14 protein-coding genes are annotated in these 18,801 nt (G+C 40.4%); 13 read left to right on the forward strand and 1 reads right to left on the reverse strand.

Annotation, left to right across the window (positions count from 1 at the left end; all coding sequences use genetic code 11):
- Positions 1–36: 36 nt before the first annotated feature.
- The 4 genes from BLR54_RS13105 to BLR54_RS13120 all read left to right on the forward strand — a co-directional run bounded on the left by BLR54_RS13105 (position 37) and on the right by BLR54_RS13120 (position 4,830).
- The gene (locus BLR54_RS13105) at positions 37–675 is read left to right on the forward strand and encodes a cytidylate kinase-like family protein (RefSeq protein WP_090421814.1); all 639 of its coding nucleotides are present in this window, start codon (positions 37–39) and stop codon (positions 673–675) included.
- A gap of 71 nt (positions 676–746) precedes the next feature.
- On the forward strand, positions 747–2,354 hold the full coding sequence (locus BLR54_RS13110; RefSeq protein WP_090421816.1) for a response regulator transcription factor: 1,608 nt from the start codon (positions 747–749) through the stop codon (positions 2,352–2,354).
- The gene (locus tag BLR54_RS13115) at positions 2,351–3,805 is read left to right on the forward strand and encodes a sensor histidine kinase (RefSeq protein ID WP_090421818.1); all 1,455 of its coding nucleotides are present in this window, start codon (positions 2,351–2,353) and stop codon (positions 3,803–3,805) included. Before BLR54_RS13110 ends, BLR54_RS13115 begins: the two co-directional genes overlap by 4 nt.
- Positions 3,802–4,830, forward strand: coding sequence for an ABC transporter substrate-binding protein (locus BLR54_RS13120; protein WP_090421820.1), 1,029 nt, complete (start codon positions 3,802–3,804; stop codon positions 4,828–4,830). Before BLR54_RS13115 ends, BLR54_RS13120 begins: the two co-directional genes overlap by 4 nt.
- On the opposite strand, the gene BLR54_RS13125 is transcribed toward BLR54_RS13120, so the two are convergent.
- A complete protein-coding gene (locus BLR54_RS13125; protein WP_090421822.1) occupies positions 4,831–5,793 on the reverse strand; it encodes a GntR family transcriptional regulator in 963 nt (320 codons plus the stop codon).
- Between the two features lie 341 nt (positions 5,794–6,134).
- Here BLR54_RS13125 and BLR54_RS13130 point away from each other — a divergent pair, with 341 nt between their 5' ends.
- From BLR54_RS13130 to BLR54_RS13170, 9 genes are all read left to right on the forward strand, one after another.
- Positions 6,135–7,235 (forward strand): ABC transporter substrate-binding protein, encoded by a 1,101-nt coding sequence (locus BLR54_RS13130; protein ID WP_090421824.1) that lies wholly within the window; start codon positions 6,135–6,137, stop codon positions 7,233–7,235.
- A 96-nt stretch (positions 7,236–7,331) separates the two neighbouring features.
- Entirely contained in the window at positions 7,332–8,846 is a 1,515-nt protein-coding gene (locus BLR54_RS13135) for a sugar ABC transporter ATP-binding protein (protein ID WP_090421826.1), read from the forward strand.
- Entirely contained in the window at positions 8,846–9,919 is a 1,074-nt protein-coding gene (locus tag BLR54_RS13140) for an ABC transporter permease (RefSeq protein ID WP_330388213.1), read from the forward strand. Before BLR54_RS13135 ends, BLR54_RS13140 begins: the two co-directional genes overlap by 1 nt.
- Positions 9,919–10,950, forward strand: a complete 1,032-nt coding sequence (locus BLR54_RS13145) for an ABC transporter permease subunit (RefSeq protein WP_090421828.1) — start codon at positions 9,919–9,921, stop codon at positions 10,948–10,950. Before BLR54_RS13140 ends, BLR54_RS13145 begins: the two co-directional genes overlap by 1 nt.
- A 210-nt stretch (positions 10,951–11,160) precedes the next feature.
- Positions 11,161–14,277: a cell envelope integrity TolA family protein gene (locus BLR54_RS13150; RefSeq protein ID WP_090421830.1), complete on the forward strand. Its 3,117-nt coding sequence runs from the start codon at positions 11,161–11,163 to the stop codon at positions 14,275–14,277.
- A 25-nt stretch (positions 14,278–14,302) separates the two neighbouring features.
- A complete protein-coding gene (locus BLR54_RS13155; protein WP_090421831.1) occupies positions 14,303–15,784 on the forward strand; it encodes a trypsin-like peptidase domain-containing protein in 1,482 nt (493 codons plus the stop codon).
- A 9-nt stretch (positions 15,785–15,793) separates the two neighbouring features.
- Positions 15,794–16,582, forward strand: a complete 789-nt coding sequence (locus tag BLR54_RS13160) for a PP2C family protein-serine/threonine phosphatase (RefSeq protein ID WP_090421833.1) — start codon at positions 15,794–15,796, stop codon at positions 16,580–16,582.
- 1 nt (position 16,583) lies between these two features.
- Positions 16,584–18,272 carry a serine/threonine protein kinase gene (locus BLR54_RS13165; RefSeq protein WP_090421853.1) on the forward strand — a complete coding sequence of 563 codons (1,689 nt, stop codon included), beginning with the start codon at positions 16,584–16,586 and terminating at the stop codon, positions 18,270–18,272.
- Positions 18,273–18,294: 22 nt separating this feature from the next.
- The gene (locus BLR54_RS13170; RefSeq protein ID WP_090421835.1) at positions 18,295–18,801 is read left to right on the forward strand and encodes a hypothetical protein; all 507 of its coding nucleotides are present in this window, start codon (positions 18,295–18,297) and stop codon (positions 18,799–18,801) included.

Below are 18,801 nucleotides of genomic sequence, written 5' to 3' on the forward strand. Positions count from 1 at the left end.
AATAAAGTTAGGATAATACTGGAAGGGGGTTAGTTTATGGGGCAATTGATTATTTCAGTGAGTAGAGAGTACGGAAGTGGTGGACACGAAATAGCTACCATATTATCTGAGAAATTCAATATTCCATTGTATGATCGTAATATGCTTGATCAGATGGCAGCCAGAAATGGCATCGAGGCCGAATCCCTTCATCAGCACGAGGAGATGAAGAGAAGGGGATTGGTGAGAACGGTTAGGGGACATTCGTCATCTGTTCAGGATTCAGTTGCGCAGCTGCAGTTTAATTTTATACGTGAGAAGGCTGCAAGCGGAGAAAGTTTTGTAGTGGTTGGTAGATGTTCTGAGAATGTGTTGCGTGGAAATCCTGCGCTGGTTTCTATCTTCGTTAGGGGTGACGAGGAGGAAAAGACACAGAGAATTTGCAGACTCTACAAGCTTAATAGGCTGGAAGCTAAGGCAAAGATGTTCCGCCATGATAAGAAGAGAAAGGCATATCATAATTATTACTCTACAATGAAATGGGGAGATAGTAGAGGTTATGATATTTGCATTAACAGCTCTTTGCTTGGTGTGCAGGCTACAGCGGAGGTCTTGTGTGATATGGTTTCTCAGTTTGTAGAAACCAGGAAAGCTGCTGAGGCGGAAGAGGCAGCTACTGAGAAGAAATCAAGTTAGTAGTTTTGGGGTTTTGACTTTCTTCTGAAGGGGAGAAGGTCACAGGTTTTAAGAAGGATTTTTGGGGAATAATGTATAGTGTATTTTTAGTCGAGGATGAGATTGTCATCCGCGATGGGTTGAAAGCAAGCTTCCCATGGGAGCAGCATGGCTTTGCCTATGTTGGTGATGCAGCGGATGGAGAGATGGCATTACCACAGATTAGGCAGACAAAGCCAGATGTTATTATCACAGATATTAGAATGCCATTTATGGATGGCATTGCGTTGTCTAAAATTATTAAGAAGGAGCTGCCTAATACAAGAATAATTATTATTAGCGGCTTTGATGATTTTTCTTATGCCCAGGAGGCTATTGGCATCGGAGTAGATAATTATTTGCTGAAGCCTATTACCAAGGATAAGCTTGGTGAGGTTATGTCTGATGTTAAGAGCAAGCTGGATAAGGAAAATGAAAAAGATAATTACCTCGAGCAATTCAAAGCAGAAAGTCAAGAGTACGAACAATTCGCAAGAGTAAGATTCTTTAATCAATTAGTGGGAGGCACCATGTCTGTCTCAGAGGTCTATGAGAAATCTGAGGAGCTGGGGCTTTCTCTTGATGCAACTCATTATAACATGGTGCTTTTGGATTTCACGCCTATGGATGGTGTGGGATCTGCGCCTAGCTTTTCTAAGCATAGGGCTCGCTTGTCTGAGCAGCTCATGCAATATCTGAAATGCTGTCCTGAATACATAGTTTTCCATTGGAGTATGGAGGGCTATGCCATTATCGTCAAAGGGGATGAGCATTCCATTGATAGTCTCACAAAAACTTTAATTGAAAATGTGGAGCGTCGTTGTCTGGTGTACGAGGATGAGATTAATTGGTATCTTGCAGAAAGCGGAACCATTACAAGGATTTCAGAATTCTCCGCAGCCTGCGATAGGGCCAGCAAGCGACTGGGGTGTAGGTTTATTAATCCTTCAGGACATATTTTTACAGATAATGATATTGAGGCTATCAAGATTAACAATGAGGAAAGTGAGACTATAGACATAGATCAAAGACTGGTTACGTTGTTTTTGGAGAATGCTGAGGAATCCGAAATTGATGGATTTTTAGATAATCTTTTAAACAAGCAGACAAAGAATTCCTTGAAGTCTATTTTGTTTTGCAAGTATTTTGCTATGACCATGTACATGTGTGTGTCTGATTATTTGCGAAAGCTATCCTTGAATCCGGATGTGATTCTTGAAAGTGATGCCAGAACACAGGTGGAGCGAGTGGAGGAAGATACTGTTCTTCCATTTGTGGCAAAGATGTTTGCAACGGTTATTTCAAAACGTAAAAACGAATTTGGAAAACAATCAAAGTCACAGCTTTCTGAGGCTATCCGATATGTGGACGAGCATTATTGTGATAGCAATCTGAGCCTGAACGAGGTGGCAAAGGAAGTGAACATTTCACCTAGCTATTTGAGCGCAATGTTCTCCAAGGAAAATAAGACCACCTTTGTGGAATATATGACAGCAAAGCGTATGGAGCATGCAAAGCAAATGCTTCTTACAACAGGTGAAAAGTCCCAGATTATAGCTGAGCAGGTGGGCTATAAGGATCCTCATTATTTCAGCTATATTTTTAAGAAGACTTACGGACTTAGTCCAAAGGAGTTTCGTACCAAGGAACGGGGAGCATGAGAAACGTGATTAAAAAGAAGCAAACAATGAGTGTCATGCTGAGGCGTTTGATATCGGTTATTCTTGTGCCTATGAGTATAGTTATCGCTGTGCTCATAGGTATTTTAAGCTGGTATGCTTTTCAGTATCAGACGATTCTTGCCAATGTAACAGAGGCTTCGGCCTTCAACCAGGACTTCAAAAATGTGGTGGACTTGAAGATGTTCTACTATGTTAGTGATAGTGCCTATGCTGATGGCAAGCCTATTGATGAGGTGGAGAACGCCAGGAAGCTAGCGGAGGAGCTTTTGGATAACACCACTCAAAAAAAGAGTATGGAAGCCATTACCTCCGTAAGAAACCTGTGTGTTACCTTGGAACAGAGAATGGATGAGATAGATGATGCTGCCTCCTACGATGAGGGCATGGAGCAGCTGGAGAACAACATCTATATCCTCACTGATTTGATTCAGACCTACATGTACGATTATCTTTATTATGAATCAGCCTACCTTAGCAGCCTTCAGGAGGAGCTGTCAGAGGAGCTTAGGTATTTGATTCTTGGTACAGTAGGACTGTTTATAATAATGACTCTTGCAGTGGCAATTTATACTTCAAACATTACTGAAAGAATCACCCACCCGATTACAAAGCTGGCAAAAAGAGTTGAGGATATTAAGGCTGGTGATTTTGAGGTGAAGGAAGCGGTGGAAGCAGACTCCATCGAGATTCAAAGTCTGTCAGATGGTTTTGAAGACATGGTTGGTCAGCTGAACAATCTGATTCAGGAAAACAAAAAAGCTGAGCGAAGAAAGCGTCATGCAGAGCTGGAGCTTTTGCAGGCCCAGATAAATCCACACTTTTTGTACAATACTTTGGACACTATCATCTGGCTTATAGAGGCTGACAAAAAAGAGGATAGCATTCAAATGGTCAGCGCTCTGTCGGATTTCTTTAGATTCTGCCTTAGCCGAGGCCGAGATATTATCACCCTTGAGGAGGAGCAGAAGCATGTGCTTAGTTACTTGGCCATTCAAAAGACCAGATACCAGGACCGAATGGATTACGAGGTGCATATTCCTGCATCCCTTTATGAATATTCTATACCAAAGCTGACACTTCAACCCTTGGTAGAAAACAGTATTTACCATGGCATAAAACTTCAGCGTGAAAAGGGCGTAATTCGAGTGGATGCTGTTGATATAGGTGATAAGATTGAGCTTACAGTCAAAGACAATGGTGCCGGAATGACTGAGGCAAGACTCCAGGAAATGCGTGATGCCATGGAGACAGGAGAGAAGATTGGATTTGGACTTCGAACCGTGCATCAGAGAATGCAGCTTCTATACGGGGATGAATATGGCCTGACCATTTCCAGCACAGAAGGAGTTGGAACCACAATCACAGCAGTAATACCTAAAGTAAGCCCGAAGGGCTCGGATGAGGTGTTAATATATAGGGAGATAAAATGAAAGTTCATAGTAAGAAATTAGTTTTAGCAAGCATACTGTTACTTGTCCTAACATTTTTTATTGTTTCCTGTGGTTTAACAGGAAAAAAATCTTCCTCCCTGGACGAAGATGAAGAGCAAGACCTAATAGTAGTTGGTTTTTCTCAACCAGGAGCAGAGTCCTCATGGCGAGTTGCCCTTACAGACTCAGTTATGGAAAGCTTCACAGAGGAAAGAGGCTACAAGCTGATTTACAAGGATGGCAAGTCAAAGCAGGATAATCAAATCAAAGATATTAGAACCTTTATCCAACAGGACGTAGACTATATTGTGCTTAGTCCTATAGTGGAGACCGGCTGGGATACTGTTTTATCTGAGGCCAAGGCGGCAGGTATTCCAGTGATTATCTGCGACAGAAATGTAGTGGTTGAAAATGAATCTCTTTACACGGCCTTTGTAGGTTCGGATTTTAAGGCTGAGGGAGATGCAGCTATAGCAGAATTGGAAAGCATGTTATCCTTAGAGGAGGATGCTTCAAAAGAATTAAACATTGTACATATTCAGGGAACTATTGGTTCTTCTGCGCAGCTTGGTCGAAGCGGCGCTTTGGAACGAGCTCTTGAAAAACATCCTGACTGGAAGGTAACCTACGAAGCCTGTGGCGAGTTCACAAAGGCCAAGGGGCGAGAAATCATGACCACAGCTTTGGAGGAAGTTGGTCCAGAAAACATAGATGTAATATATTGTGAGAATGACGAAGAAGCCTACGGAGCAATTGCAGCCATGAATGAGGCTGGAGTTTCCTATGGAAGTGATTCGGGGATAAAGGTGATTTCCTTTGATGCTATGAACACAGCACTTGTGATGTGCATGGAGGGTCAGATAAGTGTGGAGGTGGAGTGTAATCCTCTCCAGGGCCCATATATTTATAAGCTAATCAGTCGATTGGAAAAAGGCGAGGCTGTTCCAAAGATAACTTATGTTAAGGAACAGCACTTCACCAAGGATAATCTGACAGCACAGTTTATAGAGAAAAGAAAGTTTTAATTATTTATAGGGAATGGTAACAGATGAACTGTTGCCATTCTTTTTTATTTCTAAGAAAAGCTTTGCGGCTTCCTTACCCATATCCTTTGTAGGAGATAAGGTGGATTTGTATAAAGGATATGCCCCGTCAGTGTTTATAGTGGAATCGTCCACGTATACCACAGACACAGTTTCGTAGGCGTACTTCAAAAATCGATTGATGGAGCTGGAGCTTCTGCTGGTGCAACCTTGAGGGTCCACGGAGTTAATCCAAAGAAAACAACCATCATTGATAGTAAGGCCAGCGTCCCTAATGGCATCCACGAAACCTGAGAAGGAACAGATGGAGGAGTAACGATCGTGTACAAAAATTCCACCTATTTTTTTATGCCCAGAATTTATAAAGCTTCTGGCCATCTGATAGCCCTTGCTGTAGTCATCGGCAGAGATGACAGCTGGATTGTAGATACCCACTGGAGCTGTATTTATAAAAACAATAGGAGTTTTTCTTTTTAACAGTAGCTGAAGCAAATCACAGTTTGTGGAAGGTCTGCCGCTTAGGGCAGGAGCAATAATCAATCCGCCGTAAAGGTCATTTATCATAGATGAAAGGACAGTACGCTCTTCTGAAAGATGGTTCTTACTTTCGTGAACCTCTGGAGTGAGTCCTTCCTTTAAAAGCTTGGCAGTCAGGTTTTCTATTAGGATAGAGTAGTAAGGATTTTTCTTGAAGGGCACTAGGATAACCACAATCTTCTTTTTGGAGGTATCGCTTTTGGAGATGACTGTGTTGGCACTACCCCAGTGTTTATTGATAATACCTTCCTCAGATAACATCTGAAGAGCTTGCCTTACGGTGGAACGACTGACCTGATACATGTCAGCCAGCTGTACCTCTGTAGGAAGCTTTGAGCCAATTGGATAGGTGCCTTTTAGAATTTCATTGTTGATAGTTTCTTTTAGTTGAATATATTTTGGAACCATAAAATAATTCCCCCTAATACAAAATGTTCCCTATACACTACCAAAATTTTAACATAGACTCACTAAAATTGGTATGAAATTTATCTAAATACAATACATACCAATCGTAATATTTCTAACCTATCTATCAAAAATATTTACCCCTGAAAACGTGAAATACATACCCTGTAAGAAATTGGTATGTGAAATTTTTAGAATGAGAAAATTGGTATCATCCAAAAGTTAGAACCGTGTTTTTTTAGGGTGATTTCATTGTTGTAAAAAAATCACAATGATAAATTAAATTTAGAAAACAAAGGGCCAGGGGGGGACCTGGCAAGGAGAAGGAAGGAGAAAACCTTATGAAAAAAAGATTAGTAGCAGGAATGCTCGTAAGCCTTATGGCTGTATCAATGGTAGCTTGTGGTAGCTCAGATACAGGAGCAGCAGACACAGGAGATTCATCAGCAGAGACAACTGACGCTGGAAGCTCAGACACAGCAGCGGATTCTGGAGAGAAGATCATCGTTGGTTTCGCTCAGGTTGGTCACGAATCTGATTGGCGTACAGCTTCAACAAACTCAGTTCAGGAAGCTTTCTCAGAGGCTAACGGATATGACCTTGAGTTCGTTGATTGCGATAATGATTCTGCAAAGCAGATCGAAGCAGTTAGACAGTTCATCCAGGATGATGTTGATTACATCGTAATCGATCCTATCGTTTCAACAGGTTGGGATACAGTTCTTACAGAGTGCGAGGACGCAGGTATTCCTGTAATCGTAATCGATAGAACAATCGAAGATTCAGATAAGTATGTTTCATGGGTTGGTTCAGAGTTCATGAACGAAGGTCTTGCATCAGGTGCTTGGTTAAAGGCTTATGCAGAGGCTAAGGGAATCACAGATCTTAACATCCTTGTTATTGAAGGTTCTAATGGTTCTTCAGCTCAGATTGGACGTACAGATGGTTTCAAGAAGTATGCTGATCAGGAAGGATGGACAATCCTTGATTCTCAGGATGGCGACTTCACACAGGATGGTGGACAGCAGGTTATGGAATCATACTGCAAGTCATATGAAGGTAAGTTCAACGTAGTTGTTTGCCAGAATGATAACGAAGCTTTCGGTGCTATGGATGCTATGAAGGCAGCTGGTGTTTCTTATGGTGTTGACAAGGACGTAATCCTTATTTCCTTCGACGCTTGCAAGGCTGGTCTTGAGTATGTTCAGTCAGGCGACATCAACGCAGACTTCATGTGCTACCCACTTCAGGGTTCTTACTGTGCAGACATCATCCAGGCACTTAAGAAGGGTGAAGATGTTCAGAAGCAGACATTCATGACAGAGCCATGGTATGTTGCAGAAGATATCCTTAAGTCAATCACATACACAAACAATGCAGGCAAGGAAGTTACAGAAGACCTTATCCAGGTTACAGACGCAGCATCACAGGCTTCATACTAAATCGTATATACGTATCACTCAGGGGAAGGAAATTTCCTTCCCCTTTTATTAAGTAAGGTGGCTAGAAGAAGTTGATGAGCGCTAGGAGGAGAGAATATGGATGAAAATTTACTTATCACAATGCGGGACATATCCAAATCCTTTCCGGGTGTAAAAGCATTAGACCATGCACAATTCACTCTCAGAAAGGGAGAGATACATGCTCTAATGGGGGAAAATGGTGCAGGAAAATCTACTCTTATTAAAGTATTAACAGGTGTTTATTCTCTGGATGCTGGAGAAATCCATGTGGCTGGTATAGATGGCCCTGTTGTAAACCATTCTACCTTGGAGGCCCAGGAAAAGGGAATCGCCACAGTTTACCAGGAGGTAAACCTTTGCCCTAACTTAACAGTGGCAGAAAACTTGTTTATTGGCCGTGAGCCAAAGACAAAAATAGGAACCATCGACTGGCGTAAGATGAACAAACGCGCCAAGGAAATAATGGATGGTTTGGATATTAAAATTGATGTAACTATTGCACTTGAAAATTATTCTCTTGCGATTCAGCAGATGATAGCAATTGCAAGAGCTGTAGATATGGATTGTAAGGTTCTTATCCTTGATGAGCCAACTTCATCACTTGACGATAACGAAGTAGAAAAGCTCTTCAAGGTTATGAGAGACCTGAAAGCAAAGGGAGTTGGAATAGTATTTGTAACACATTTCTTGGAGCAGGTATACGCAGTGTGCGACACAATCACTGTACTTAGAAATGGCGAGTTTGCTGGCGAGTACTCAGTAGAGGAAATGCCAAGAGTTAAACTTGTTGCTGCTATGCTTGGAAAAGATTTTGATGATTTAGCATCTATCAAAAAGGAGGGTAATAGCAGTGTATCAGATGAATTGGTTGTGGAAGCATCCAACCTCAGTCATAAGGGTACTATCAAACCTTTTGACTTTAAGATTAGGAAGGGTGAAGTTGTTGGTGTTACTGGCCTTCTTGGTTCTGGTCGCTCAGAGATGGTTCGTTGCATCTATGGTGCGGATAAAGCTCAAACTGGCACTTTAAAGGTGAAGGGAAAGGCTCTTAATGTAAAAGAACCACTGGATGCCATTAAAGCTGGAATGGGATATTTGCCAGATGATAGAAAAGCTGATGGATGTATTGGTGATCTTTCAGTTAGGGAGAATATTATCTTGGCCCTTCAGGCAAGAAATGGAATGTTCAAGAAGATTCCACTTTCAAAGCAAAATGAAATTGCTGATAAGTTCATAGAGATGTTGCAAATAAAAACCGCCTCTAGAGAGACTCCAATCAATCAGCTCTCAGGTGGTAATCAACAAAAGGTTATTTTGGCCAGATGGTTATGCACACATCCTGATTTCCTTATTTTGGATGAGCCAACCAGAGGTATCGACATTGGTACAAAGACTGAATTCCAGAAGCTGGCTTTAAAGTTTGCGGAGGAAGAGGGTATGAGTATCGTATTTATTTCTTCTGAAATTGAAGAGATGCTTCGTACCTGCACCAGAATGTATGTAATGCGCGATGGGGCTCAGGTAGGAGAAATTTCTGGCGACATGACTCAGGAATCTGTCATGGCTGCCATTGCAGGAGGTGGAGAATAATGATGGAAAATTTTAAGAAGCTTACAAAGAAACCACTGTTCCTACCAATCTTTTGTATGATTTTGGTTTTACTGATTAATTTGATTAAGTCACCAGCTTTCTTTTCAATCAGTATTAACAATGGTGTTTTATATGGACGTTTAATTGATATTTTGAACCGTGGATCTGAGATTGCAATCCTTGCAGTTGGTCAGACCTTGGTTGTAGCTGTATCAGCAGGTACAGATATTTCTGTTGGTTCAGTAATGTCACTTTCAGCTTGTAGCTGCTGTATGCTCCTGGCTGGATATGGAAACAACTCAGTTTCAGTACTGGCAGTTCCAATGATTGTTGGTATGCTTTTCGGCGTATTCATGGGCGGCTTGAGTGGTGCAATGAACGGTGCACTTGTGGCAAAGCTAAAGATTCAGCCAATGGTTGCAACCTTGATTTTGTTTACAGCAGCTCGTGCCATCGGCTTGCTCCTTTGTAATAACCAGATTACGTATATACGATATGAGCCATACAAGTATCTAGGAAATTTCCTTCCAGGAAATCCAATTCCTACACCTGTATTTGTGGCTGCAATCGTAATTGCTATTGTGGCAGTACTTCTTAAAAAGACTGCTCTGGGACTTTACATTCAGTCTGTAGGTATCAACAGCAGAGCAGCAAGAATTTCAGGAATTAACTCTGATGTTATTTGCTTTATCTGCTATGTGATTTGTGGTGTTTGTGCTGGTATTGCTGGTATTGTAGCTTCTTCAAGAATTTACTCAGCAGACTCAAACAACATCGGTCTTAACTATGAGCTTGATGCCATCTTAGCAGTTGCTCTTGGTGGTAACTCTCTTGGTGGTGGTAAGTTTAATCTTGCAGGTTCAATCATCGGTGCTTATACAATTCAGGCTATTACAACAACCCTTCTTGCTATGGGTGTTTCAACTGATAAGGCACCAGTGTTTAAGGCAATTATCGTTATAATTATCGTAGTTGTGCAGGCTCCAGCCTTTAAGGCATATATGGCAGCAAGAAAAGCTCAGAGAGCATCAAAGGCTCCTGAGGCTGCTACACCAGTAAAGGAGGTTGCATAATGAAAACAAGAAAGAGATTAGATTCAAATACAGTACTTATTTTTATTACTATTGGCCTGTTTATCCTTATGTACGCTGTAGGATGTGCAATCTATCAGGATAAGGGCTTTAGTAACCTTCAAACATTTTTAAACATTCTTATAAACAATGCTGGTCTTATCTGTGTTACCTGCGGAATGACCTGCGTAATGCTTACAGGTGGAATTGATATTTCAGTTGGTTCTGTCATTGCTATGGACTGTATGCTTTTAGTTTATGGTATGACTGAATGGAAGATGGGGGCAGTGCCAATGGTAATCCTTGTTCTTGTAATTGGATTGGTATTTGGTGCGGTACAAGGCTTCTTGGTTGGATATTTAGAGATTCAGCCATTCATTGTTACCATGGCAGGAATGTTCTTTGCCCGTGGTATGACAGCAGTTATCTGTTCAGGACAGATTTCTATCACTGAAGCTGACAACCCAGTTTTCTATGGTTGGGCAAACTCAAAGATTAATCTTCCAGAGTTTTTAGGTAAGGCAAACCGTCATGGTAAAATTGTAGTTCCTTACATGAGACCTACAGTGCTTATTGCTCTTGTAGTTTTGGTATTGATTTTCCTTATGCTAAAGTACACCAAGTTTGGTCGTAACCTTTACGCTGTAGGTGGAAACCAAACCTCTGCAACAATGATGGGATTAAATGTTAAGAAAACAAGAATGCTTTCACACATTCTTTCTTCTTTCCTTTGCTCTATCGGTGGAATCCTTTATTGCTTGAACACTATGTCAGGATCTGTTAACCAAGCAAAGGGACTTGAGATGGATGCCATTGCTTCAGCAGTAATCGGAGGAACCCTTCTTACAGGTGGTGTTGGTAATGTAATTGGTTCACTGTTTGGTGTGCTTATCAACGGTACAATTACAGTGCTTGTAAACACAAACGGAAAGCTTCTTTCTAGCTGGGCAAACATTGCAACTGCAGCTCTCTTATGTGTATTCATTATTTTGCAGTCAGTATTTGCACTGGTTAAAGCTAGGAGAAATAACTAAAATATTACGTAAATCCTAAAATATTAACATTATATTAAGGATATCAGCCGTATATACTGGCTGGTATCCTTTTATTTATAGCCTAATACTCGGATTAAAAAATTAATGGAATATCATGTTGCATCAATGTAACGATTATGTAATAATTGAAAAGTGTGTTTTTGTACATACGGGGAGGAGTGATGAAGTAAACTATGAGGAGATAATGTGGTGAAAAAGAACAGAAACGGGAGAAATCTCAATCGAGTAGTAGCACTGTGCCTATTATGCACCGTGCTGTTTAGCAATTCTTTTGTCTGCGTTCATGCAGATGAAAAACAGGAAAATCAACAAATTTCCCAAGAAGAAAAAACAGAAACGGCTGAAACAAACCAGGCTGAAACTGAGAAACAGGAGCCTGAGAAGGCAGCGCCTGAAAATCAGGAGTCTGAGAATCAGATTGAAAAGACAGAGCCTAATAAGTCAGAGGCTGAAACAGCTGCACCTGAGAAGGAAGCTCAAGAAAAACAGGAAGCTGACAAGAAGGATGCTGCAAATCAGGCACCAGAGAAACAGGATGATAAGAAGGCTCAGGAAGAAGTAAAGCCTGAACAGAAAATAGAAGAAAAAGCTGATAAGCCAGAGAAGACTGAGACAGAAAAGACTGAGGCAGATAAGAAGGCTGAGGCAGAAAAGAAGGAAGCCGAAAAGAAAAAAGCTGAGGCTGAAAAGAAAGAAGCTGAAAAGAAAGAAGCTGAAAAGAAAGAAGCTGAGAAGAAAGAGGCCGAGAAGAAAGAGGCTGAAAAGAAAAAGGCTGAGGAACAAAAACAAAAAGAAAAGAAAAAAGCATTAGAAGAAATCGGACCAATGGAGTCTGAAGGTAATGGTTACTACTTTTCTAGAACTGTTAAAAATGGTTATGGAGATGACTATACATGGATCCAGGATGGAAAGCATGTGTGGTATTCAAAGCCTATACATGATAATAGAGATCTGATTGTTAACTTTAAGGGTAGAAGTAGCCATGCAGTGGAAAACCCAAGATTGATTACTTTGGACTCTAAGGGGAATCCTACAGATGCAGATGTAATCACTCCAAGTGAATCATCTTCAGAAAAGATGACAGAAGATAACGAAATCTATTATGCAAATGATTATTCCTTCCAGATTGATACAAACAAGGAGGGTACTCACTATTATCGACTTGATTTTGGAATGCAGGGTGAAAGCTTCCATTCTGAAAGAGTGATTGTAAGAATTGATAACACTGCACCATCCCTTGATTTAGGATGCAAAGCAGATAATCAGGAATACGCTCCTTATTATTCATGTGATGTGGAGCTTGTTGCTAAGATAAACGAATGGAACCTTAAGGAAGGAAATATTAGAGTTATCGTTCCAGGGGAATCGGGTTCTGATGAAAACAACTTTGAAATAACAGATAAGGATAGAGTTGGAAAAAGCAAAAACAAATATGAAATCCGTGCTACCTATTCAGCATCAGGAAAGTACGTTGTTATTGGAGAACTTAGAGATAAGGCTGGTAATGAATTAGTCCTTGGACATACAGAAGAAGCACCAAGCTTTGTTATCGACAAGGAAGCCCCTAAGGTAACAGTGGCCTATGATAACAACAGCCCAAAGAACAAAAAGTATTACAACACAGACAGAGTGGCAAAGATAACTGTCACAGATGAAAATATCAATCAGGATAACCTTACAACACAGGGCTTTACCTGCGATGGAATTGAAAAGGCTACTGTTGGTGCCATTTCAACATCTGACAAAGATAACACTTTTGATATCACTTTCAATCAGGATGGAACTTATTGTTTTAAGGATTTTAGTTTCATAGATTTGGCAGGAAACAAGTGTGAGCTTGAAAATGCTGATACTGTATATTCAGAGTTTGTAATTGATAAGACTGCCCCAGTGGTAGAGGTAAATTTTGATAACACAAACTATGAGAATGATAAGTATTTTAACAATTCTCGTACAGCAACAATCGATATTAAAGAGGCAAGCTTCTCTAATGACCTTGTAAAGTTAAATGTCCTTAAGGGCACAGATGCTTTGCCAAAGACATCTGATTATACAGAAAACGGTGACAGTCACCAGACTACAATCAAGTTTGATAAGGATGGAACCTATGGCTTCACTATTAAGCTTGAGGATTTGGCAGGAAATGTTTCAGAAGAATATACAAGCAACGAGTTTGTAATCGATACAAAAGAGCCAGAGCTTGAAATCACAGGTGTGGAGGACATGTCTGCAAATAATGGCAGTGTTAATCCAGTGATTACTGTGAAGGATCCGAACCTTAGAGATAATCTTATTGATATTTCATTCTTCGGAGCTAAGCATGGCCTTATGTCTCCTCCAACAGAAATGAAGCTTGGTAAAGAAATGGTTACTTACACCATCCTTGATTTGCCAAACAACAAGGATAGCGACGATTTCTATACCTTAAATGTTGAAATAAAAGATTTAGCTGGAAATATTGCTCAGCAGAGTCTTTCATATTCAATAAACAGATATGGTTCTGTTTATATTCTCGGTGCAGAAACAACTGCTATGGTAAATGGTTACTATGTAACAAAGCCACAGAAGGTTGTAATCACTGAAAATAATGTAGATGAAATTAGCAGCAGAGAAGTATCTGTTACCTGCGATGGAAATGTAAAAATCCTTCAGGAGGGAAAAGGATACCAGGTATCTGAAGTAAATAGTGATGGTAATCATTCAGTAACCTACACCATCAACAAGAGCAACTTTGAAAAGGATGGCTTCTATTCCGTAGCTGTTTATTCAGAGGATAAGGCTTCAAACAAGCAGAGCAACCAGACTAAGAATGCCAAGGTTGAGTTTATGGTGGATACAACAGCACCTACTCTTTTGGTAGCAGACCTTGAAGAGGGCGAGCGCTATGACGAGGCAGAGCACGAATTCACTGTAAATGTTACAGACACTATCGGTGTTTCAAAGCTTGATGTTTATTTGGATTCAAAGAAGGAAGCAACCTTTAGTAACGCTGACCTTGCAGAAACAGGTGGAACTGTAAAGGTAACAATTCCTGAGAAGGAAGAAACACAGGCCGTAGTTCTTGTATCTACTGATTATGCTGGAAATGAAACAAGACTTAGCTACAACGTTATTGTTTCGATGAAGGCTGAGAAAATAGAGCTTAAGTCAAAGGTTACTCCAAATGCTGGAGATGATTACGATGCAATAGCTAAGCTTAAGCAGGGCAAGATGGGATGGCTTGGTGTAGCTGTTCTTGGATTATTGACAGTTATTGTGGCTGTAGCTACAGCATTATTTATTAGAAAAAAGGATAAGAAGAATTAATTATTTTTATCTAGGAGAATTGAGAATGAAGTTTTTGAAGAAGGCTGGAATGCTTACGTTTGTAAGCATTCTTCTTCTGGTTATATTGAGTGTACCAGTATATGCCAAGAAAAAAACACCAACTAAAGACGATGCAAAGAACGGTGTTGTTCAAATAAATACTGTTTTTGTGGATGAGAACACAGGTAAACATGTGGTGTGTGGCGGAGCAGGCTTTATTGTTGGTAGCGAGGAAGGCACAGAGTATGTAATCACCTGCAGTCATATTGTTAATCCTAGTGAGGAAGCAAAAAACGCAGCCTTTGAGTTTTATGAAATTCCAAACAACGATGAGGCTTGGAGCAAAATTAATCTTTCCACTGAGATTGTCATGGAAGGGGATATTGTTGTTCAGGCAGAGCAGGTGAACAGTAGCCCTGAGTATGATTTATCAATACTGAAGCTGTCACAACCTATTCATACAAGAACACCGCTTACAGTGCTGACTAATAAGGATTACGATTTGACAAAGCTTCCATACGAAACCACAGAGAAGGTATATGCCTTAGGCTACCCAGACCGCATTGGTTATGATTCTGCGGTTCAGTATTTTACAAATGAGCAGATTGTAATGACAGCAGGAAGCATTGCTAACCTCCTTTCTTTCAATGGCATACAAACCATAGAAAGTGATGTGGCAGTGGGTGAGAACAATTGTGGTGGACCACTGGTCAACGAATATGGTTACGTTATTGGAATGAATACCCTTTCAAAGGATGGTATGTACAGCTGTGCTTTGGACTCAACTGTGATTGCCAAGGTCCTTGATGGATTTGGATTCGAGTATTCAAAGGTATATTCAAACCCTAAACAAAAGGAAGCTGAGAAAAAGCCAGCAAGCGAAGAATCTGATAAAGCCAAAGATAGCTCAATACCACTTTGGCTACTCATAATAATCTGTGTGGGAATCGTATCTGTAGTGTCAGGAATTGTGACAATCATCATTGTGAAAATCACACGTAAGAATGACAAAAAAGAAGCTAAAAAAGGCAAAGATGATGTTCCGAAAAATGAAGCTCTTGCAAGATATTCAAGCCAGGATAATCTGGACGTCATCAGAAGCCTTGGTTCAATTAATTCCCAGGCACCTGGTACCAGCGTCCTTTCAGGCGGTTTGAATTCACTTGGTGAAACAACAGTGCTTGATGGAGAAAAGGTTGATTCTCAAAAGTTAAAGCTTGGAACTTTAGTAAGAGTGAAAACTGGAGAAAAAATCAGCATAAGCAAGGGAATGTTTTCCATCGGTAAGGACAATCTTCACGTGGATTATTGTATTAAGGATAACGGAACTATCAGTAGAAAGCATGCTGTAATCAGACAGGCAAAGGAAGGTCTGTATTTGGAGGATGCTAATTCTACAAATGGTTCTTGGTTAAATGGTAGAAAGCTGGTATTCGGTAGAGCAGAGCTCCTTCGAAATGGAGATATGATAAAGCTTTCAAATGAAGAATTTGAATATCGAGCATAGGAGAAGGATATGAAAAAATTTAAGACTGATACCTATACAGATATCGGAACAAAGAAAGATGTAAATCAAGACGCATTGGTGCTGAAGCAGGCCTCTGTTCGTGGCATAGGCAATGTTTGCTTTGGTTGTTTGTGTGATGGCATGGGTGGTTTGTCTTGTGGCGAGATTGCCAGCGCAGCCTTCATTCACAGAATGGATGAATGGTTTAATGTTCAGCTGCCATATTTATTCACAAGAACAGATTTTACCGAGCAGCTTGATATAGAAAGCATTCATTCTAATATCTACCTTAGACAGGTGAAGAAGGATTGGAGCGCAATTGTACAGGAAATGAACCTGCGATTAAAAAACTATGGAAACAACTTGGCTATTAAGCTTGGAACCACTGTGGTGGCAATCCTTTTGATAAATGATGAGTATCTCATAATGAATGTTGGAGACTCCAGGGCATATCTCATAAGTGATTATGAAAGCAGAGTGCTGACACATGATCACAGCTATGTACAGCAGCAGATTGACCTTGGAAACATGACCGAAGAGGAAGCCAACAACAGTAACAAAAAAAGTCTACTGCTTCAGTGCATCGGTGCTTCTGAACAGGTGATACCTTCCTTCTATAGCGGCAATTGCAATCCTAGCGACAAAATACTTTTGTGCTCAGATGGTTTTTGGCGAAAGCTTGATATAGAGGAAATGAAAAATACAGCTAAAAAGAAAAATGGTTTAGAAACAATGACCAAAATGGTTATAGAAAGAGGAGAGACAGATAATATTTCTAGTCTGTTGATTGCAACATAAGATGTTAGAAATTGGTTCAGTTATTGATGGAAAATACAAGATTCTAAACAAAATCGGTCAGGGTGGAATGAGCACTGTTTATTTGGCCATGAATGAGCGTGCCAATAAGCAGTGGGCCATAAAGGAAATTCGTAAATGCGATACAGAGGAATTTGAGATTACTGTAAAAAGTATCAAGAATGAAACAGAAATGCTTAAGAATTTATCTCACCCTAACCTGCCAAGCATAGTGGATATTATCGACTATGAAGGCAGCATTTTGATAGTTATGGATTATGTGGAAGGTAATACTTTACATATGGCTGTGACGGAGTATGGTCCTCAGTCACAGGAATATGTAATTGAGTGGGCCAAGCAGCTTTGTAACGTGCTTGGCTATTTACATTCTCAGAATCCACCAATTATTTATCGAGATTTAAAGCCTGCAAACATAATGCTAAAGCCTGACGGTACCATCGTGCTTATCGATTTTGGTACAGCCAGAAGATACAAAGTTGAAAATATAGAAGACACCACTTGTCTTGGAACCAGAGGCTATGCAGCCCCAGAGCAATTTGGTGGCTATGGTCAGACAGATGAAAGGACTGACATCTATTGTCTTGGTTCCACTATGTACCATCTTCTCACAGGAAAAAATCCTAGTGAGCCACCCTTTGAAATGTACCCAATCCGTTATTGGAACGAAAGCTTTTCTCAGGGCTTGGAAAAAATCATTTTGAAATGCACCCAGCTTGACCCAGAAAAGAGATATCAAAACTGTGCAGAGGTGCTGTATGACTTGGAACATTACTTCGAGCTTGATAATACCTATAGACGTGCAGAAAAAATAAAGGTGGCCTGCTTTGGGGCACTGATGTTTATGTCTTTGGTAACAGGTGTTGGTTCCTTTATGGTGAAATCCAATGCCAAGGAACAAACGGATGAAAGCTTTGAATCTTACATAGATTACGCAGAAAAAAGTGATGAGGTTATGGATAAGGAAGAGGCATATCTTTCAGCTATAAATCTAGAACCTTCAAAGGCTGATGCATACATTTCACTGTTGGACAAGGTGTATATGGAGGACGGTGTCTTTTCTGCAGAGGAGGCAGCAAGCATTAGACAATGCCTTATTACTTCAAAAAATAAATCATCCTATGAGGAACTTCTTCAGGAGGATGAGGAAGGTTATGCACTGTTTGCCTATCGACTGGGCATCGACTATTTCTATAGCTACGAGGGCACAGGAAACAAACAGCAGGCAGCCTATTGGTTCAAAAAGGCTCAGAATGGTCTGTTAAACGACGCCCAAACAGAAAGAGCAAAGAGACTAGGAAGTATTTCCTCTTATTATGTGAACCTTGGTGCCATGGACAAGACAGGAGATAGCCAGGCTTCATACGGAAAGTATTGGAAGGATTTGGTGGCAGTGTGTGATGGTAATATTGCAAAAATCGACAATAAGACCACAGCACTGATTATCTACAAGGAGATGGCTTCTCAGATTGCTGCAAATGCAGAGAAGTTTAAAGCTGATGACGTGTCTATAGATGAGATGGAAATGCAGCTTCTTAACATAGAAAAGCATGTGAAATCTGACATAAAAAATGGTGATAGCAAAAACACTGACATGGAGACTCAGCTGCTCCAGGAATTAGAAACAAACATTGCTAAGGCGAGACAAGTGTTGACCCTTATAGAGAATCAATAGATTTATTACAAGGAGACCAACTATGAATGGTTTAGATGAAATACTATCCCATACCTCACGTTTGGAAAATCTATCTGTGGTGCTTTTGGTTATATCAATCAGCTGTTTTATCGGCGGCGTGGTGCTTTGGTTTGTGCTGGATATAGCTCACTCAATACGAGTGTTGACTGGCCTTGGAGCAGCGAAATCCATTGACAAGCTGTCAGAGGGAGCTAAACAGGGAAGGATGAGAAATACATCCACAAAGCTTCAGGCATCCTTGAATTGGAACACATCAACTAAGCTTGATAGAAGCATTTCCTCACCGCTTTCACAGGTGTTTGATACAGAGCTTTTAGGTGGTGAAACAGAATTGCTTAGTCCTGAGACAGAACTGTTAAGTCCAGAAACAGAGCTTTTAAGTCTTGAGACAGAAGTTTTGAATCAGCCACTTATCAATGCAGACCAGAACTCTAAGCAGGTAGAGAATCCTGGCTTCAATATTGAAGAAGATATTATTATCACAGGAACTGACAAGAAATTAGGTTAA

Origin of the sequence: Pseudobutyrivibrio sp. YE44 (assembly GCF_900104335.1) — a bacterium.
Classification (GTDB): Bacteria; Bacillota; Clostridia; order Lachnospirales; family Lachnospiraceae; genus Pseudobutyrivibrio.